This is a genomic window from Burkholderia sp. FW306-1C-G01B (assembly GCF_058781685.1).
This window is the reverse complement of record NZ_JBYSWZ010000001.1, coordinates 714,506-732,096: the sequence shown is the minus strand read 5'-3', so window position 1 is coordinate 732,096 and position 17,591 is coordinate 714,506. Positions and strand designations below refer to the sequence as shown.

Below are 17,591 nucleotides of genomic sequence, written 5' to 3'. Positions count from 1 at the left end.
AACGATCGACAAGGGCGTGAGCGGAATTCTGAGGCCGTGGCAGATCAGGCGGGAGGACCGCGCGCGACTGCAGGACCACCTACGCCGAGCTTCGGTCATTAGATCTCACGGTGTGGACGTCTTTTGACGGCCGACGACAGTCATCAGCTGCGAGGCGGCGTGACTATGCGGGAGATTTTTCCAAAGACAACTTTTCTGGGAATTCCCGCACCCAAGGACGTCATTTCTGAGACGGGCGATATCGAGTCATCTCGGAAAAGATGTCCGAGTTATTGATTTCAATAGGGTGCCAAAGACACCTTTTCTGAGAGCCCACAGGTGGTCTTTTTGTAGACCCGCAAAGCGTGTTTGCCGCGTTACCCGGTCGCCGCTGCTTCGAGCGAACAACATAGCGAAGCAAGTTATCTACCTATCAGGACAACCCGTCACGCGCGTTGCGTATCGGCGTCCGCATGTTTCGCGTGCCCGGTGCCGCCACGTATTTCCTGTTCCAGAAGCGCTTTCGCAGCTTGCCACGCTCGCCCCGCAGACGCCGAATCGTTGAACGCTCTCGCTTCGACTGTCGCACCGTCCAGCAGCATCATATAAACGGCCGCCAGCCGTTGTGCGGTTTCGGGCGAAACGAGATCCGCGAGCAGTTCGGCGATCCATTCGACCATCTTGCGGCGATAGCGGATCGCGACATCCGAGATGGGCGCATACGCCGTTCCGAATTCGGCCAACGCGCGCTCGAACAGGCAACCGGCGAATGCCGGCGTATTGAACCACGCTTCGTACCAGTCGAAGATCGTCTTGACCCGCTCGACCGGATCGGCGACGTGCTGCAACTGCGCGTCGATACTGCCTACGATCAGGTCGTAACGCTGGACCAGCACTTCCCGGATCAGTTCGTCCTTGCTCGGAAAATGCCGATATAGCGTCATGCGGGCGACGCGAGAATCGTCGATGATCCAGTCGACGCCGACCGGGTGAAAACCGTGCTTCGAGAACAGTTCGGTAGCTTTATCTACCACCAACTGGCGTTTGCTGGCTCGCACGAACGGTTCCCTCCTTGATCCTTCCGACTGCGTAGATTGAACATTCTAGCATCGTACCGCTCGGTCACATCCGGTCTGGCCACCGACCTCCCTGACTTGGCGGGCCTGGCCTTGATATGCGTTCGCAAGTTGTCTTGACTATGATATAGACCGATATGTATCATTTGAAACTGGAAAATGACGGTCGATGATGCGTGCTTTGAAAAAACAGGAACGCCAGCCGTCGATTTACCGCTCGACGGTGCCGCAGCGGGCACCGTGGCGGAATTGAAGGAATGCCGGAGCGGCGCCCTGTGCGCCTCGCCGGCTTCTGACGGTGCAGTGGTAATGCAAGACGAAAAGAGAACCTGAGAGAGCCTTGGGCTACGTGTCGGTGCTGGCGGATGGTATTCGCCGCGCCGCGCGCAAACCGGTGCGCGCTCGCGGGGCGGGATCGCGCGCAGCAGTCGGCGCAAATAAAACTCGAGGAAAGACCCATGTACCGCCGTTTACTCGCACCGGGGCTGCTGTTGCTGCTGGCCGCATGCGCGCAGGATCCGTCCGTGACCAGCAACACGGTGCGGATCTGCGACGACACCGGCTGTTCCGATCGTCCTAAAGATCAGGTCTCCTACCAAAAGAAGGACGATGCGGAAGATCGCGAAGACCCTCGCATCGTCGCGCTGAAGCAGGCCGCGAAGGCCCAGCCGAAGGCGGCCTACGATCTCGGCCTGCGTTATTTCCGCGGCGACGGCGTGCGCCAGGACAGCTACCAGGCACTCAAGTGGATGCGCGACGCCGCCGAGCGCGGCGACCTGCGTGCGCAGAAGGCGCTCGGCAGTTTCTACCTGTTCGGCCTCGAGGAAATGGGCTCGGATCCGCGCGAAGCGGACAAGTGGCTGTCGATCGCGGCCGGCCGCGGCGACAAGGAATCGAAGAAGCTGCTCGAGCTCGCGCGCAAGGCGAAGAAGGAAGACGAAGAAGACTGGAAATGGCGCACGCAATGGCGTGACGTCTATTACGGCTACTGGAACTCGGGCTATCCGTACTACGGCGTCTGGAATCAGACGTACTGGTACTACTGACCGGGCCGGAAGCAACGGGGGCGGCAGCGGGGAGACCACCATCGCGCGCCACGCCGGGGGGCTTATCGACGTTCGTACGGACACGTAAGCCGAACAACGACTCTATCGAACGATAACGACATGAAGACCATCCTTTCCCATCGTCTCACCCAAGGTGCGCTGGTTGCAGCGCTTTGCGCGTCCGTCGCGGGCTGCGGCGGCGTGGTGACGCCCGGCGGCCAGAACGCCGGCGTGACGGGCGCCGCGGCAGGCGGCACGAGCGCCGGCGCCGATTCGGGGCTGCAGCGCTGCGCGTCGCCGCTCGGCACGATCGCGGTCGACGACGGCCGCAACGCCGACTGGTGGGGCCCGTTCGGCAGCGCGACCAAGATGACGACGATCGACCCGCTGCTGCGCCTGGCGGTGCAGCAGTCGAACTGTTTCGTGATCACGTCGATCGGCAACCAGAAGAGCGACGCGCGCCTGTCGCGCATCACGCAGCTGCAGCGCAGCTCGGGCGAATACCGCGCGGGCTCGAAGCAGCAGAAGGGCCAGCGCGTCGCGGCCGACTACTACATGGAACCGCAGATCGTCATCAACGATTCGCCGATCGGCGGCATCGGCAGCATGATCGGCGGGCTGATCGGCAACGGCGCGGTGGCGGCGGTGGCGGGCCACCTGCAGGCGAAGGCATCGGTCGTGACGCTGACGCTGTTCGACGTGCGCTCGGCCGTGCAGATCGCGGCGTCGGAAGGCAGCTCGACGGCGACCAACTACGGCGCGGCGCTGGGCGGTTTCGGCGGCGGCGTGGGCGGTGCGCTCGCCGGTTTCTCGTCGACGCCGGAGGGCAAGGCGACGGTCGTCGCGTTCATCGACGCGTACAACAAGATGGTCGTCGCACTGCGCAGCTACAAGGCGCAGGACGTCAAGGGCGGCCTCGGCCGCGGCGGCCAGCTCCAGGTCAACTGACGTCCCCTGACCGGGGGTGCGCCGCCGGTCGATTTCCGATACGTGAATGTCCGTGCGTGCGGCGTGATCTGCGCGTATCGGCTTCGTTCGTCCTTTTCGTTCCGAGGTGACTCAGATGAAAGCCTTTGCATTGATCGCATTGACCTGTCTGGCGCTGACCGCTTGCGGCGGCGACGACAATTCCTCGCCCGCATCGTCCGGCAGCGGATCGGGCACGAGCAATAACGGCGGAAGCGGCGGCACTGGCGGCACGGGTTCCGGCGGTACGGGAAGCGGTGGCAGCGGCGGTTCGAGTGGCTCGGGCGGCAGCACGCTGACGCTGCGCTACGACGCCCAGCCGACCGCTGCGGATCAAGCGAGCTTCCTGACGCTGCTCAACAGTGAAGGCGCGAAGGGCTATCGTTATCTGGGCGACTACTTCTACAACGCGTCCAACGGCGGTTCGCGCTCGATCTTCGTGAGCGACGGCACCGCACAGACCTACACGTACCAGCTGCAGTCGACGCCCGCCGACATGACGGGCTTCGTCGGCCAGGCCAACGCGCAAGGCGCGAGCGGTTACCGCTTCGAAGGGCCGCTCACATACGGCTATCTCTATCGCAAGGACGGCGGCTCGTCGGCTACCTATACGTATGCGACAACGGGCCTGCCGGCCGACACGAACGCGTTCCTCGCGCAGGCGAACGGCCAGGGCCAGTCGGGCTACTGGTTCGTGGGCCCGATGATGGTCGGATCGGTGCAGGCGAACGTGTACATGAAGAACAACGCGTCGAATTCGACTTATACGTACGATGCACTGGTGCCGACGTCGAACGTCAGCGACTTCATCGCGCAGGCCAACAGCGAAGGCGCGAAGGGTTATCGCGCGAAAGGCGGGATGCTGTTCGGCAGCACGATTTCGTGGGTCTACGTGAAGGACCAGACGCAGTCGCCGACCTTCACGTACCAGTCGGCCGCGATCCAGGCGACCGGCGCCGGCTTCGTCCAGCAGTCGAACGATTTCGGTGCGCAGGGCTCCGCGTATCTGGGCGATCTCGCGCTCGGCACGACGACCCCGGTGATGGCGTCGTTCTATTTCAAGCCGGCGAATTGCACGGGCTTCCTGTGCACGACGCTGAATCCGCTCACGCAGAACTGAGCGGGTGCCTCTGGCGCAGCAGCATTGCGCAGGTCATTCGCTGCTGAATGACCCGCGCCCGCTGGATCGAGTGCCTCAGGTGCGCCACGTCATCCGTGGACGCATCTTTTGCCGCCGGCTTGCCGGCGGTATTTCGTTTTCGCGTACGGCAGAAGCCAGCCAAACGCCGGCCCCTTTTTGTCCGGCGGACCAGAAAATCGGCCGGAACCGGAGCGAAGCTGCCGGCCTCCATCGACCGCCGGGCCAGGGAAACGCTGATTCGTTTTCCTGAGGGACAGAAGCCGTGCCGGACGCTGGTTTCCGCGAGTGCATCACCTACAATGTAAAGATGGTCGCGACCTGTCAAGGAGGCTGCCATGACTCAGTCAATGATTAGCTTTGTAGTTGGCCTGGCGGTCGTACTCGCCATCGCGGTCATGCTGGCGCTGCGTTACCTGCGCGACCACAAGGGCGAAGGGATGGTTCAGTGGCTTGACGCACATCACATGGGCTGGTTGCACCACAAGCACTGACGGCGTGGTCGATGATGCGATTCCGATCCCGCTCCACGAAGCAGCGACGACAGTTGGGCGCGACGCTGAACAAGCCGCCGCGCACGCTGCGCATCGTTTGGGTCGTGGGGCCGGGAAAATGCTGGCCGGCGGCCGCCCAGTCCGGTTGATGACAGTAGTGTGGCCTGGAGGGAATCGTGCCGTTGATGGCCCTTGACGCGAGATAGCGCTTGCATGGCCATGATATAGGGCGCATTCTCATGAGGTTCGATGTGCGCGACCGGTGATTTTGTTTCGACTCCTTACGCTTCCCCCTGTCCGCACGGGTTCCGCAGAACGCTCACCACAATGACCCCGCGCGCGAACGTCGAAGCTGCGAACGTCGTGCGTCAACCCGGCCTCCCCGCGAGGCTCGATCCGGCAGTTCAGTGCGCAACAGAGGCCGTCGGCGGCAAGCCCGCGGGTAGTCCGTTCGTGCCTCCTGTGGGCCGGACGACGACGAAATTCGGTCACCGCGACGGTCCTGACATTTGAAATTCATTTTTCGGGAACCGGCATGCCCAAGCAAACCGAAGTAAAGTCAGCCACGTCCGTCAGGCAAAACGATTACGTCGACGCGCAAAAGTCCCGCGCCCAGGCACTGAAGCGCGCGGACATCGAGCGCGCCGAGAAGCGACGCGAAAACGATGCCCGCCTCGATGTCAACGCGAGCAAGTGGCGTTATATCTGCCAGGAGGGTTAGATGGGAAAAATCGACGCGGCACTCAACTTCCCTAATCCCAGTCGCACCTACGACATGTCCAGACACTGCGTGTGCTTCTGGGGCTACGACAATGCTCGCGAGATTACCTTTCTGGTCGACGATGCGATGCTGGCGAAACTGAACTCCGACATGGATTCGAGCGAGCCCGCGTTGCTGGCGGCCTTCGACCGCAACCGCGACCGGATTCTGGGGCTCGCCAGAGATCTTTACAAGGGCGGCCCCCAGAACAGGTACATGATCTCGTGAGGCGGGGCCGGTTTGCGCATGCACCCGACCCGACGTGTGCCTTCCTTCTGACCTGCACTGGCCGTGAGTAGTCGTCTGCGGGCGTCGGGACTGCCGATCGTTCGGGCGGAGAGCACGGACGGCTCGGTCCGGCGGGCCCGCGACTATTTCCTGTCGATCGCATGCTGAAGAGCTCGGGGAAAACAAGCACTCGCACCTCGGCGAATTCGACGTTGAAGGAAGGCGCGCGCCGGATTCCCTGACGTGATGACGGCCGCGCTTCAGCGTCGAGCCATCCGGTTTTGTACAGTGCGTATGCGGTATTCCGGGTCTGAGGTGGACATGGATCGGTTAAGGCATGCGCTGCTTGATTATCACGAACGCAGCAAGCACCGTCTCGACTTCTACGCTCCCGGCCCCGGGAGGCTCGACTGGGCAACCCAGCCGGACCCGTTCCGGGTGTTTCGCGGCGCACCGCGCGTTGCTCTGCCATTAGCCGCGGACACGCTGGCCACGCGCTACAACGCGTTGCGTTGCGGCAACCTGCCGACCGCGCACGAATTCGATCTGTCCAGTCTGGCAATCCTGTTCGAACTCTCGCTCGGCTTGTCGGGGTGGAAATCCTATGGCGCCCAGCGGTGGGCACTGCGCTGCAATCCTTCGAGCGGGAATCTGCATCCGACCGAGGGCTATCTTCTGTGTCCGGCCCTGCCCGGCTTGTCCGCAGGCGTCTACCATTACCTGAGCCGGGATCATGCGTTTGAACATCGTGCCGCGGTGGACAAGCCGCAATGGACCGACGCGTTTTCGGGAAGTGGCATCCTGGTCGGCATCAGCTCGATCCATTGGCGCGAAGCGTGGAAATATGGCATGCGCGCCTGGCGCTACTGCCAACAGGATTGCGGCCATGTCGTCGCTGCGATGAGTTATGCAGCAGCTGCGCTCGGCTGGCAGACGCGATTGATTGAGGCGGCTGCGGATGATGCAGTGGCCGATTTGCTTGGCGTGGACCGCCGCGAAGATTTCAGCGAAGCCGAAGCGGAGGCGCCGGATCTTTTGCTCTGGATCGGCAACCCCGAGACGCGACCCGATCTCGACAGCATGCGGCTCGCTTTGGGCAGCGCACAATGGCACGGGCGCGCCAATCAACTGAGTTCGGGGCATGTGGCCTGGCCGGACATCGATTCGATTCATTGCGCCACGTACAAGACCCGTACTCGCGAACCACCGTCGCCGAACCCGGAGCCGTGCCCGGCGCCGTCGACGCCAGCCCTCGATCTCGGCTTCGCCCGAATCGCCAGGCAGCGTCGCAGCGCCGTGAATTTCGATGGCACGACGCGCATCGGCGACGCGGCCTTCTTCAGCATGCTGACATGCCTGCTGGCACGTCCCGGCACACCGCCGTGGAATGCGCTGACGTCTCCTGCCGCGGTGCAGGCGGCGCTGTTGGTGCATCGCGTCGACGGCCTGGAGCCGGGCCTCTATATGCTCGCAAGAAACCCTGACGCACTGCCGGATCTCAAGCGATCCCTGCGTCCGGAATGGCTGTGGCAAAAGACCGGGCCGGACGACCTGCCGCTCTATCTTCTACTGCCTTACGATTTGCGCGCGGCGGCAAGGTTGATCTGCTGCCACCAGGATATCGCCGCCGATTCCTGCTTTGCGCTCGGGATGATCGCGAGATTCGAAATCGCGTTGAAGCAGCCATGGCGTTATCGCCATTTGTTCTGGGAATGCGGGATGCTTGGCCAGGCGCTCTATCTCGAAGCAGAAGCCGCCGGCGTGCGCGCGACGGGGATCGGCTGCTTTTTCGATGATGAAATGCATGCATTGCTCGGCGCGAAGGACCATGTCTGGCAATCCCTGTATCACTTCACCGTCGGTGGCGCGGTGGACGATCCACGTCTGTCGGAATTTCCGCCGTACGAGAGACAGCCTTGACGGACAGCCCACGCGTCGATCCTGTCCGGATTCGACCTCTCCGTTCGATTTCACCCGGAGTGCTAGGATGATTGAACATGTGCAGAAAATCACATCATGGACGATTTCACATTCAGTACCAAAACACACTTCGCACGCATTCGTGTGATGGAATCTGCGCGTGGTGTGTACCGAGGTCATGTGTATTTGCGCCGCACCGACGAGGGGCCGAACGATGATCCCCCATACCAGACCGATGTCGATCGGGAGCAGTACGATCTCGCGCTCGAAGACGCCAAGATTCTCGCGCAACGTCTGCTTCGCGAGTTCGAGTCTTGAGCCGATGACGCTTCGTGGCGTCGAGTCGCGTTGGGGGAAGGCCGCAATCACTGCAGGAGCGAGCTATGTCGGCGCAGCCGTCCCCGATTGAAAATCATCTGCTCGCAGCCTTGCCGGCAGAAGCTCTGGCGCATATTTCGCCGCAGCTTGTGCTGGTCGACATGCCGTTGGGAAAGGTGCTGTACGAGTCGGGTGGTGCACTCAGTCATGTCTATTTTCCGACGACCTCCATCGTCTCGCTGTTGTACGTGATGGAGGACGGTTCGTCAGCCGAAATTGCCATCGTCGGCAACGACGGGCTGATCGGCATCGCGCTGTTCATGGGGGGCGAAACGACCCCGAGCCGCGCGATCGTCCAAAGCGCCGGACACGCTTACCGACTCGATGCACGCATCGTGAAAGACGAGTTCCGTCGAGGCGGGTCGATGCAGCGGCTCTTGCTGCGCTACACCCAGGCGCTCATCACCCAGATGGCGCAGACCGCCGTCTGCAATCGACATCATTCAATCGATCAGCAGCTGTGCCGCTGGCTCCTGCTCAGTCTCGACCGGCTGCCGTCGAGCGAACTGAAGATGACGCAGGAGTTGATCGCCAACATGCTCGGTGTCCGACGATCGGGCGTGACGGAAGCTGCGCTGAAACTTCAGGATGCCGGATTGATCTGGTACAACTATGGGCACATCGAAGTATTGGATCGATCCGGGCTCGAAAAGCGTGTGTGCGAATGCTACGGCGTGGTCAGGAGAGAATTCGACCGCTTGCTTCCTGATTTGAAGCGCCTTTAGAACCGGCACCGAGGCCACGCGCCTGTCCGTGCCATCGGGTTCGTACGGCAGCGTACCGACTGCCGAAGCCCGCAGGTGCATGGTGGTACATGACGCACAGACTGCAGATCGGCCGCAGACTTCATGGAGAGACGTATGCCGTGACGGAAGCGGGCCGTTGCGATCCGTATCGCTTGCGCAGTTTTATCCCGACTCGGGCGGCGCAAGCCAATCCATGACGAAACGCGGTTTCCTGAGGGAGCTTGTCGATGAACGATCATCTGAAACGAGAAAAGAATCCGCAGGACGGGCAACAGGAACAGGCGGACGCACGCGCGACCGACGATGGAATGCCCGTTGTTCATCCGGACTGGCAAAGACGCCATACCTTTTCGTGGAAAGCCGTCACACCCAAGCAACGCATTTCCGATGCAAGGAAACGTCTGGGCATGGGTTTTATGTCGAATCATTAACCCAGGCGTAGCAAAACTCCTCGTTCTCAAACAGAACGAGGAGCCGCCCCAGCAAGGCGGAACTCGAAGCCGGCCAAGCGCCGGCTTTTTACTTTGGCACGTCGCTCGTTACGACAAACGGCGCCTGCAATGCCGCGATGTCGTTGCGCGGAGCAGCGCGGAATCAAGGCCAGCGTCGAATTCTCGATCCGCCTGCGCCAGGGTATCTGACGCCGGAACGTCTGCGGTGCAGCCTGCGCGATGCGCGCACGACGACGCGAGGCGCGAACGTCAACCGCCGCCTGCGCCGGGAGCAGTGCCGCGTCATCTACTTCACCCGATGGTCGGGACTGAAATAGCGCCACTTGCTCGCATTGGAGTCGATGCGGGCGTCGTTTTGCGTACGCTTGTCGGCCCGTTTGATGTCGGCGCGGGCGAGGTCGTCGCGCAGCTTTTGCCGGGTTGCCTGATCGCGTCGATCGATTGCCGTGCTTTCCTGGTATTTCATGGTTCCCTCGGAGCGAGGTGAGCGGGTTGTCGGCCAGTCGCGGCGAATTCGCCGCGGTTGGTGGGTCGGATCTCTGCTGGAGCGATCTCGCCATCGACGATGTCCCTGTCGAATTGCATCGCCAGTTCGACGGCGAACACCGCCGTTTGCGGCGCGCCTTCGTGGAAAACGGCCGTGTCGCGCGGCGCGGCCGCGGAGGCGGTCGAGGCCGGGCAGCAGCCAGCGGCACGGTTGCCGATCGATCGAGTGATGCGGTTGCAGACGGCGGTCTGCGCCATCTGCGTGATTGGACGCATTGTCGCTCGTGCGAGTGCTGCCGCGATCAGACATGCTCCCTGAGGTAGCGGATGCATTTCATCCGTAGACTCGCCCGACCCGCGAGAGCGTCTCGTGGAGGGGGCGCCGGGTCTTTCGCCGCACCAACGAGCGGTTCCGAAAATGCAGCGTTGCCGACCGGGCGGACCGACTTCGCTATCTGGAGCGACGCATGGCCTATCCAGACACGATCGCGCCACTCGCATTTCGCGCGATGGACGATCAGCCAGCCTTGCAGCGATTCGACGAGCTGAAAGGGCGACAGCCATTCGCGAGACTGCCTTTGGGTGACGAGTTGCAGGACAACGAGGAAATAGAGCAGATCAACGTACTTGGTCGGGACGCGCATAGTCCATCTTCTGGTTGTCGATGCTCGCGAGTGTGCCGGCGTCGGCTCATCCCTGGATGCTGAGCGCCTTCTCGATCGCGGCAATCAGTTTGAACGCATCGTCCCGCCCGATCAGAAAACCGCGGCTGGTGTACTCGCATCCGAACGCATAGAAGCTCGGCAGCAGTGTCACCATGTCTTTCTGCTGATCGAAATCGACTTCGCATTTCGTCAACGGGAAAAATGGCGGCTCGTCGTCCGGCATCTTGTACACGATGTGCTCCCTAGTACATTTTGCGGGGCGGCAACATGCGCTTCGCGCGCAGGCGCTGCCTGGAAACGGCGCTGGCCTTTTTCCGCTTGCGTTCAGTCGTGGGTTTTTCGTAGCTGGTGCGACTGCGCAACTCGCGAATCAGCCCGGTTTTCTCGATGGTGCGTCGGAATCGCCGCAGCGCGACGTCGATCGGTTCGTTGACCTTGAGTGTGACTGTTGTCATGTGGATCCTGTTTGGGAACGTTTGAACGGAAAACTAGCCGAGTCGTGTCATGACGGCGCTCGCTATCTCGTCGGACTCGAATTCCGAATATCCGGCTCCCATCGATAGCGCGCGTACCGCCACGAACATTTGCAGTTCTTGCTGATGGCTTCGTGCCGAGTCGGCGATTCCGGCGGGCAGGACGGTGCCGGTCCAGCTGACCTCACGCCGCCTGATCAAGCCGAGTAGTTCGTCGATGATCATGTTGTCCTCCAAATCGCCGACAGATTGCGTTGCGTTGCCGCTGCGTGTCAGAGCCCGTTGGAAAAGAAGCCCTGTTTCTCGCGATTGTCGTCGATGATGTTCTCGGCGTAGCGCAGCGAAGCGCGACGTGCGTCACCGGCGCTGTCAAACGGGGAGTTGTCGCGCAATCTGAACGTCTGGCTCTGCGTCACCGTGTCGGGGGTGCCGCGAAGGCAAATCTTGACTGCTGCGTCGAAACCGGCATCGTAGTTATGCGGACTGCCATCCGGCGCCGGTACGTGGGGGTAAATCAGTGGATAAATCTCGAATCCACGGTAGACATGCATGCTCATGGCAAACTCCTGGCGTTCGGCCACCACGAATTGCATGGGCGAACACATCCGGCCGGTATCGCCGTTGCAGGGCGTGCCGGTGGGGTGAAAGGGACAACGTTGCAGCGCGAGGGAGGGGCGATGCAGCAAGAGGGTAGATGGAGGGGTGAGCAGTCAGACGGCAAGTGATCGCCCGAATAAACCCATCATACGCGCTTCGTTTGTTGGGCGTTCAACTTATTCCGGATTGCGCGCGTCGACGCGCTTCGGCCCATCACGCCGAGATCGCGCTGCACGGCAGCGGCGGCCGCCTCTTTGCCTCTTCGTCGCGCAGCGGTTGGCTCGTTCCGCTATTACGGAGCAGGCGGGCGCTTCTTCGGGCGCGATTTCTCGATAGCGGGAGCCTTGGGCGGCACCCAGTTCAATGCCGTGCCGAGCTTGGGCAGGGTCATGGCAGGCTTGGCACGCGGAGGCGCCTTATTACTGCGAGGTTGACTTCTGGTCATGCGGGTTCTCCTGCTGCGCGGCTTGAGCGATCCGCCGAGCGGGACTCGTCCGATCACGCACGCGCGGCTGGACACGCGCGCTGCGAGGGGCTGGGCATCTGCATACGCGCATGTTCGACGTCCGAATGCGAAACGGATGACCCGGTCGAGCTTGCATCGGGACGCGTGGCGCCCGCGATGGAGGTGCGTATGCGCAGGAAGCGGCAGTTACGTGCCGCTCCGTGAACGGGACTGACGGCTTGTGGGAACTTACAGGCCGGTAATGTTCGACGCCTGCAGGCCTTTGGGGCCGCTCTTGGTTTCGTAGCTGACTTTCTGGCCTTCGGCGAGCGTTTTGAAGCCGTCGCCGCGAATCTCCGAGAAATGCGCGAACAGATCGTCTCCGCCTGCGTCGGGCGTGATGAAGCCGAAGCCCTTGCTGTCGTTGAACCACTTGACGGTACCGGTATCCATGTTAGATCTCCTGAAAATGGACGAGCGTATGCGCCCTGAATGGACGCGGGAAAAAATAATCAAGGAGGGAGAGGACAACGAATACCGCAGGCCGCGGTTAATGATGGGCAGCAATCGCGCTTCTTGAATACTTCAGCGGCTGACAGTACGCCTCGGCAACGAAGGTGTCAAGCGCTTTCGGCCGAGGGGCAGAACAAGCGACTGCCCGGGAAAATCAGCATTCCAAAAAAAATGCGCGAAAAATCCCCGCGCGCGGCCCTTCGTCGGCCCTGGCCGTACGCCGTCCCGATTGCAACGTCAGAGGGTTGCCAGCAAATGCAACTGATGCTCGGTCTCGGTTCCGGTGATCAACGTGAAGAACCCTGTTTCCCGACGCTCGATCATCGAAAGGCCCTCTGCATCGGAGAAGATGTTCCACGCGACGTCATCGACATGTGCGCACCTTCCGCGCGTTCGCGCGAACGCGCGCAGCAGCGGGCTCGCTTCGCGACGGAGCACCAGGCGGTCTGCATTCAACACGTAGGGTGGCCAGCCGGCACGTAGGACGAGGTAGTGGGGAATGGAACTGCGGTCGATTTTCATGGTGGCGCTGTTTGTTCCAGGGAGGGCTTACGTTAGCCGGTCCAACTCGTGTCGACGCTGTTCGATTCGCAGGACATCGCGCGAATGCACCCGTTGATATCTCCGGCCGGCACTGCCTGCTCGAAGCCCGCGACGCCTGATGAAGCATCCATGCGAATCGGCCCCCATGCATGGCCCGGCACATGAATGATGTCGCCCCACAAGTGCCGCGACTGCTTTCCGGAACCGGCGAGGATACGTACGAAAACGACCGGCCAGACCTCGAACCTCTTGCGGGTGCCCGATTCTCGAACAGACGCGCGAATGTCGAGGAAAGCTGGCTCCACTATACGCGCTGTCGCCGTGATTCGTGCCGTGCTGTCGTGTGACGACACGCCTTGGAGGCACGCGTTCGCAGGGAATTTCGCTATGCAAATTTATGGAACGGCGTACCATCGAATCGTTGGATGACCCCTGACCGGTTCCAACGCATTGCTCAGCGTGCTCCCACGAATGCGATCGGGCTTCTCGTCGAATCTGGTGAAAGGCGACCGATCAGCTGGGCACCCTTGCTAAGTGTTTGACACCCCTCTCTTGTCCCACCGCTCGAGTGCGGCTCCGAAGGAATTCCGGAGCAACGGGCTTCAATCCCTACCCAGGGGCAGCATTTCGCTCGCCGGTCTATCCGCGACCATCGCTGCGAGGTCGATGCGGATGCTTTCCTGATGTTCGTATCGGGTCGTGCGCCACACTGCAAAAGCGGGATGGCGAGTCGTGAATCCTGTCAGGAGGCTGATCGGACAATGGCACTTCTTGAAGTCCGACGCTTTCTCGCGCTGCTCCCGCGACAGCCTGGTTCGCGGTAACCCAACAGGGAGGAGCCCATGCTCTTCAATTCGACACGGTTCCGAATCGATCCGACACCCCGCAGGGCGGACGGAGAGTACATCGCGCATGTGAGGATCACCACGGTTCTTCTGGACGGAGGCGAGCGGGAAGTACACGCCAGCGGCGATCTGGCTGGTTTCGATGCGCGCGATGACGCGGTTGCATACGCGACAAAATGGGCAGAAGGATGGCTGACCGCCCAATTTGGTTGAAGCGAGCGCGCTGCTTGGAGCGAGTCTCCGTCGCACTCGTTTGCGTCGACTGTAACTTCAGCGACATGACCCGCATTTGTGCTCGGTGTTGAGGCCGTTTGCGGCAGCAGGATCGTGCACAAGACACTCGTTCTACTTTCGCAAGCGGCCAAGGACACAGGCGGCCGACGCAAAGCCGGATCTTCGGCGTGTGGCTCGCACGGCGACGGCAGGGTGTCGACGAGCGCGCTGCAGTCCTGCCGCGCGATTTCGGCCTGGATCACCGCGTTGCCCGGGAAATGATCGATCGCCCGAGGACGTCGAAATCCTTGTGCAGGCGAAGCGACAGCGTTGTTATCTTGTCCGACATACCCCCACCCCCTATATGGAAAATCCTTTCCGGATATACTCCCCCCCGGTATATCAAAGGATCGCCATGAGCCACACCGTCAAGGAAAAGCAGAAGCTGCTGAATCGTGTCCGCCGGATCAAGGGACAGGTCGAAGCGATCGAACGCGCGCTGGAGGAAGAGCGCGGTTGCAACGAAATCCTCCAGCTCATCACGAGCGGCCGCGGTGCGATGAACGGCCTGCTTGCGGTCGTGCTCGAGGATCACATCCGCAGCCATCTTGTCGATGCCGAGGGGCACGAGGACGAGGGCAGCGCGACCGAACAGCTGATCGAAGTCGTTCACAGCTACTTCAAATAATCGGGGCAGGGATGAGCGACTTCAGGAACGCCGCCTTCGGCGCAGGGCACGACCACATTTTTCTCGGCGCCGCACACGAACAGAACGAACGCAGGACCTGGATGGTCATCGCGCTGTGCGCGGCAATGATGGTGGCCGAGATCGTCGGCGGGTCGATTTTCGGCTCGCTGGCGCTCATCGCGGACGGGCTGCACATGTCGACGCACGCGGGCGCGATGCTGATCGCCGCGCTCGCGTACATGTACGCGCGCCGGCATGCGAGCGACCCGCGATTCGTGTTCGGCACGGGCAAGCTCGGCGACCTGGCCGGCTTCACGAGCGCCATCGTGCTCGCGATGATCGCGCTGCTGATCGGTTATGAAGCGGTCGCGCGTTTGCTCGAGCCCGTTCCGATCCATTTCGGCGAGGCCATTCCGATCGCGGTTGCCGGCCTGCTCGTCAACATCGCGAGCGTCTGGCTGCTGAGCGGCGACCACCACGGGCACGGTCATGGGCATCACCACGGGCATGGGCACGACGATCACGACCATGACCACGATGAGGTGACGCACAAGGTCTTCGACCAAAGCGGCGCGTTCTTCGTGTCGATCTTCGAAGACGGCGTGCCGCCGATGTTCCGCATCTCACCGGCGATCTCCGGCACGACGCTCGGCGACGTCACGGCTGCATCGATCACGACGATTCGTCCGGACGGTACGCGGCAGGCGTTCGCGATGAGCGTGCGCGGTGCGTGCCTGGAGTCGGTCGAGAACATTCCCGAGCCGCATGAATTCAGGGCGATTGTCCGGTTGAACGGGCGCGAGCACGAACTCGCATTCGAGGAGCACGACCATGGCGCGTCCGCGGCGGCGCGCGATCACAACATCCGTTCGGCCTACGTCCACGTGATTGCCGACGCGGCGGTCTCCGTGCTGACGATCGTCGGGCTGCTGCTCGCGCGCGCGTTCGGCTGGCTTTGGATGGATCCGCTGGCCGGCATCATCGGTGCGCTCGTGATCGCGAACTGGTCATACGGATTGATGCGCGACACCGGCGGCATCCTGCTCGACATGAGTGCGGACCGTCGGTTGGCGGACAACGTGCGCAGCGCAATCGAAGGCGGCGGCGACACGATCAACGACCTGCACGTCTGGCGTCTCGGGCCGGGGCACATGAGTGCGGTCGTGTCGGTGGCGACGGACGACCCGAAGCGGGATTCGCGCTTCTATCACGGCGTGCTCCAGCGGTTCAAGGATCTGTCGCATGTCACCGTCGAAGTCGTGCCGGCGACGCGGGGGCAATAAGCATGGCGGTCAAATCGCCCTGCATCGACGTGTGCTCGTTCGACGGCAGAACGGGCTACTGCGTGGCGTGCCTGCGAACGCGGGACGAAGCGCGCGCGTGGAAGAAGATGACGGACCATCGGCGCCACCAGATCGTGAACGACCGGGCCCGGCGGCAGGCAAAACTCGCGCGGGAAACATCGGACTGATCGCGCACGCGCGGCGATCGCGGCGGCGGCCGCGATCCGGAAAACCTTGATTCGACAAAGGCATCGATCCGTGCGCCGGCATCGGCCGGATCGAATTCGGTGCCGACGCTTTACCATTTCGCCATGTCACAAGCGCTGTTCCCTGCGCTACCCGCGCTTGCGCACCCGCCAACGCGCACACTTGAACAGCAATCGAAGCGCACCGACGCCGCCCGCTACCGGAATTCGCGGCAGCAGAAACGGATCGTCGGACGTATCGGCGCAACCGCGCCGGGTCGTCGTCGCATTGCCGTACCCGGCGGCGACGACCTGGTCGCGGACGCGCGCGTCCAGATCGCCGTACGGATAGCAGAACGATTCGACGCGCCGGCCGCTCAGCGCTTCGAGCCGCCGCTTCGACTCGGTTACCTGAAGATCCGACACGTGCGCCGGCACGTGCGACAGCGCGACGTGATCGAGCGTATGCGAGCCGATTTCGTGGCCGTGATCGCGCCACGCGAGCATGTCCTTGCACGTCATCAGCGGCGAGCGTGCGGTATCGGCGCCCGCATCCCAGTCGTTCTCGCCGCCGAACCGGCCGGCGACGAAGTAGCAGGTCGCGGTGAACCCGAGCTCGTCCAGCACCGGCATCGCATGCGTGAGCACGTTGAGAAAGCCGTCGTCGAACGAAATGCCGAAGACCTTTCCGCTGCGCTCGCCGCGCAGATACGGCTGCAGTTCGCGCACGCTCAGGCCGCGGTAGCCGAGCCGCCTGAACAGCGTCATCTGGCGGCGGAACGCGTCGGGCGCAACGCTCAGGCCGCGCAGCCGGTCGGGCGGCGGCGGCAGCGGGCGTATCTGGTGATACATCAGGATCGGATAGCGCGTGGCGGACAGAAGCATCGGTGGATCGTGACAACGCAGGGTTACGCGGCCTTGCGGAAAATCCGCAGGGTCTTGAAGTCGCCGACCTCGACGAAATCGGCATTCGCCGCCCATTGTTCGATGACAGGTTCGGCCTTCCGATAGGCCGACGAGCCCTTGTAGAACAGCAGGTGACCTTCGCGTGCGGTATGGCGGGCGAACAGGTCGAGCACTTCCGCGTCGGTCTTCGCTCCATATCGGCTGTTCGTCTCGTCGCGGAATTCGCACAGGTGGAACAGCGTGACGACGTCGAACGACGGCAGCAGGTCCGAGTTGCTTGTATAAACGTCGCCGAAATACGCGAGGTAGGTCTTGCTGACTTCCGGTTGCCGCGTGACGAGGTCGACATACGACTTGTATTCCTTCGGCGACGCCGTCACGCCGAAGACCGTGTTGTTCAGGTGAGGCCGTGCGCATTCCACGCCGACATGGTGGTGGCCGCCGGTGCCGAAGTGATAGATGCGGATGCCGTTGAGGCGAACGGATTCCAGCCACTCGACGAAGTGCACGTCGCACGGGCACTCCTGCGTCCGCAGGCCCCAATACTTCTTCCAGATATTCATGGC

The 17,591-nt window shown here is 62.2% G+C and carries 28 protein-coding genes; 15 read left to right on the top strand and 13 right to left on the bottom strand.

Annotated features, from left to right (window positions below; all coding sequences use genetic code 11):
• Window positions 1-425 precede the first annotated feature (425 nt).
• Complete coding sequence (locus AC3WLY_RS03405) at window positions 426-1,037, bottom strand: TetR/AcrR family transcriptional regulator (RefSeq protein WP_175959817.1); 612 nt, start codon at window positions 1,035-1,037, stop codon at window positions 426-428.
• A gap of 177 nt (window positions 1,038-1,214) precedes the next feature.
• Here AC3WLY_RS03405 and AC3WLY_RS03400 point away from each other — a divergent pair, with 177 nt between their 5' ends.
• The 4 genes from AC3WLY_RS03400 (at window position 1,215) to AC3WLY_RS03385 (ending at window position 4,187) form a co-directional block, all read left to right on the top strand.
• A complete protein-coding gene (locus tag AC3WLY_RS03400) occupies window positions 1,215-1,388 on the top strand; it encodes a hypothetical protein (protein WP_175959816.1) in 174 nt (57 codons plus the stop codon).
• Window positions 1,389-1,513: 125 nt separating this feature from the next.
• On the top strand, window positions 1,514-2,101 hold the full coding sequence (locus AC3WLY_RS03395; protein WP_175959815.1) for a tetratricopeptide repeat protein: 588 nt from the start codon (window positions 1,514-1,516) through the stop codon (window positions 2,099-2,101).
• Between the two features lie 120 nt (window positions 2,102-2,221).
• Window positions 2,222-3,049: a hypothetical protein gene (locus tag AC3WLY_RS03390; RefSeq protein ID WP_072438013.1), complete on the top strand. Its 828-nt coding sequence runs from the start codon at window positions 2,222-2,224 to the stop codon at window positions 3,047-3,049.
• Between the two features lie 115 nt (window positions 3,050-3,164).
• Window positions 3,165-4,187, top strand: coding sequence for a hypothetical protein (locus AC3WLY_RS03385; protein WP_175959814.1), 1,023 nt, complete (start codon window positions 3,165-3,167; stop codon window positions 4,185-4,187).
• Here AC3WLY_RS03385 and AC3WLY_RS03380 read toward each other — a convergent pair.
• The gene (locus tag AC3WLY_RS03380; RefSeq protein ID WP_492310242.1) at window positions 4,174-4,545 is read right to left on the bottom strand and encodes a hypothetical protein; all 372 of its coding nucleotides are present in this window, start codon (window positions 4,543-4,545) and stop codon (window positions 4,174-4,176) included. The two genes, AC3WLY_RS03385 and AC3WLY_RS03380, sit on opposite strands and share 14 nt — an antisense overlap.
• On the opposite strand from AC3WLY_RS03380, the gene AC3WLY_RS03375 reads away from it, so the two are divergent.
• The 7 genes from AC3WLY_RS03375 to AC3WLY_RS03345 all read left to right on the top strand — a co-directional run bounded on the left by AC3WLY_RS03375 (window position 4,544) and on the right by AC3WLY_RS03345 (window position 9,162).
• Window positions 4,544-4,699 carry a hypothetical protein gene (locus AC3WLY_RS03375; protein ID WP_175959813.1) on the top strand — a complete coding sequence of 52 codons (156 nt, stop codon included), beginning with the start codon at window positions 4,544-4,546 and terminating at the stop codon, window positions 4,697-4,699. The genes AC3WLY_RS03380 and AC3WLY_RS03375 overlap by 2 nt on opposite strands.
• A 535-nt stretch (window positions 4,700-5,234) precedes the next feature.
• Entirely contained in the window at window positions 5,235-5,420 is a 186-nt protein-coding gene (locus AC3WLY_RS03370; RefSeq protein WP_175959812.1) for a hypothetical protein, read from the top strand.
• Window positions 5,421-5,687 (top strand): DUF1488 family protein, encoded by a 267-nt coding sequence (locus tag AC3WLY_RS03365; protein WP_034181437.1) that lies wholly within the window; start codon window positions 5,421-5,423, stop codon window positions 5,685-5,687.
• A gap of 321 nt (window positions 5,688-6,008) precedes the next feature.
• Window positions 6,009-7,607, top strand: a complete 1,599-nt coding sequence (locus tag AC3WLY_RS03360; protein ID WP_492310243.1) for a SagB/ThcOx family dehydrogenase — start codon at window positions 6,009-6,011, stop codon at window positions 7,605-7,607.
• 96 nt (window positions 7,608-7,703) lie between these two features.
• Entirely contained in the window at window positions 7,704-7,925 is a 222-nt protein-coding gene (locus AC3WLY_RS03355; RefSeq protein ID WP_175959810.1) for a hypothetical protein, read from the top strand.
• A gap of 65 nt (window positions 7,926-7,990) precedes the next feature.
• Entirely contained in the window at window positions 7,991-8,710 is a 720-nt protein-coding gene (locus AC3WLY_RS03350) for a Crp/Fnr family transcriptional regulator (RefSeq protein WP_492310244.1), read from the top strand.
• Window positions 8,711-8,958: 248 nt separating this feature from the next.
• The gene (locus AC3WLY_RS03345) at window positions 8,959-9,162 is read left to right on the top strand and encodes a hypothetical protein (RefSeq protein ID WP_175959808.1); all 204 of its coding nucleotides are present in this window, start codon (window positions 8,959-8,961) and stop codon (window positions 9,160-9,162) included.
• Window positions 9,163-9,469: 307 nt separating this feature from the next.
• Here the strand turns inward: AC3WLY_RS03345 and AC3WLY_RS03340 are convergent, their stop codons facing one another.
• The 9 genes from AC3WLY_RS03340 to AC3WLY_RS03300 form a co-directional block, all read right to left on the bottom strand.
• Complete coding sequence (locus tag AC3WLY_RS03340) at window positions 9,470-9,649, bottom strand: hypothetical protein (protein WP_492310245.1); 180 nt, start codon at window positions 9,647-9,649, stop codon at window positions 9,470-9,472.
• Window positions 9,646-9,945, bottom strand: coding sequence for a hypothetical protein (locus AC3WLY_RS03335; protein ID WP_425130395.1), 300 nt, complete (start codon window positions 9,943-9,945; stop codon window positions 9,646-9,648). The genes AC3WLY_RS03340 and AC3WLY_RS03335 overlap by 4 nt, the downstream gene beginning before the upstream one ends.
• A gap of 26 nt (window positions 9,946-9,971) precedes the next feature.
• Window positions 9,972-10,313, bottom strand: a complete 342-nt coding sequence (locus tag AC3WLY_RS03330; RefSeq protein WP_175959805.1) for a hypothetical protein — start codon at window positions 10,311-10,313, stop codon at window positions 9,972-9,974.
• Window positions 10,314-10,359: 46 nt separating this feature from the next.
• Window positions 10,360-10,557, bottom strand: a complete 198-nt coding sequence (locus AC3WLY_RS03325; protein ID WP_425130435.1) for a hypothetical protein — start codon at window positions 10,555-10,557, stop codon at window positions 10,360-10,362.
• Window positions 10,558-10,576: 19 nt separating this feature from the next.
• A complete protein-coding gene (gene rpsU, locus AC3WLY_RS03320) occupies window positions 10,577-10,789 on the bottom strand; it encodes a 30S ribosomal protein S21 (protein ID WP_034181433.1) in 213 nt (70 codons plus the stop codon).
• A 33-nt stretch (window positions 10,790-10,822) separates the two neighbouring features.
• A complete protein-coding gene (locus AC3WLY_RS03315; RefSeq protein ID WP_492310246.1) occupies window positions 10,823-11,032 on the bottom strand; it encodes a hypothetical protein in 210 nt (69 codons plus the stop codon).
• Window positions 11,033-11,079: 47 nt separating this feature from the next.
• On the bottom strand, window positions 11,080-11,364 hold the full coding sequence (locus AC3WLY_RS03310) for a hypothetical protein (RefSeq protein WP_072438497.1): 285 nt from the start codon (window positions 11,362-11,364) through the stop codon (window positions 11,080-11,082).
• Between the two features lie 734 nt (window positions 11,365-12,098).
• On the bottom strand, window positions 12,099-12,302 hold the full coding sequence (locus AC3WLY_RS03305) for a cold-shock protein (protein WP_034181431.1): 204 nt from the start codon (window positions 12,300-12,302) through the stop codon (window positions 12,099-12,101).
• Between the two features lie 297 nt (window positions 12,303-12,599).
• The gene (locus AC3WLY_RS03300) at window positions 12,600-12,884 is read right to left on the bottom strand and encodes a hypothetical protein (RefSeq protein ID WP_175959803.1); all 285 of its coding nucleotides are present in this window, start codon (window positions 12,882-12,884) and stop codon (window positions 12,600-12,602) included.
• Window positions 12,885-13,747: 863 nt separating this feature from the next.
• On the opposite strand from AC3WLY_RS03300, the gene AC3WLY_RS03295 reads away from it, so the two are divergent.
• From AC3WLY_RS03295 to AC3WLY_RS03280, 4 genes are all read left to right on the top strand, one after another.
• Complete coding sequence (locus tag AC3WLY_RS03295; RefSeq protein WP_072438024.1) at window positions 13,748-13,963, top strand: hypothetical protein; 216 nt, start codon at window positions 13,748-13,750, stop codon at window positions 13,961-13,963.
• 415 nt (window positions 13,964-14,378) lie between these two features.
• Window positions 14,379-14,651 carry a metal/formaldehyde-sensitive transcriptional repressor gene (locus AC3WLY_RS03290; RefSeq protein WP_072438025.1) on the top strand — a complete coding sequence of 91 codons (273 nt, stop codon included), beginning with the start codon at window positions 14,379-14,381 and terminating at the stop codon, window positions 14,649-14,651.
• An 11-nt stretch (window positions 14,652-14,662) separates the two neighbouring features.
• On the top strand, window positions 14,663-15,934 hold the full coding sequence (dmeF, locus tag AC3WLY_RS03285; protein WP_492310247.1) for a CDF family Co(II)/Ni(II) efflux transporter DmeF: 1,272 nt from the start codon (window positions 14,663-14,665) through the stop codon (window positions 15,932-15,934).
• Between the two features lie 2 nt (window positions 15,935-15,936).
• The gene (locus AC3WLY_RS03280) at window positions 15,937-16,122 is read left to right on the top strand and encodes a DUF1289 domain-containing protein (RefSeq protein ID WP_152855903.1); all 186 of its coding nucleotides are present in this window, start codon (window positions 15,937-15,939) and stop codon (window positions 16,120-16,122) included.
• A gap of 147 nt (window positions 16,123-16,269) precedes the next feature.
• Here the strand turns inward: AC3WLY_RS03280 and AC3WLY_RS03275 are convergent, their stop codons facing one another.
• The gene (locus AC3WLY_RS03275) at window positions 16,270-17,004 is read right to left on the bottom strand and encodes a polysaccharide deacetylase family protein (protein ID WP_310130271.1); all 735 of its coding nucleotides are present in this window, start codon (window positions 17,002-17,004) and stop codon (window positions 16,270-16,272) included.
• Window positions 17,005-17,027: 23 nt separating this feature from the next.
• Complete coding sequence (locus AC3WLY_RS03270; RefSeq protein WP_492310248.1) at window positions 17,028-17,588, bottom strand: hypothetical protein; 561 nt, start codon at window positions 17,586-17,588, stop codon at window positions 17,028-17,030.
• Window positions 17,589-17,591: the final 3 nt, after the last annotated feature.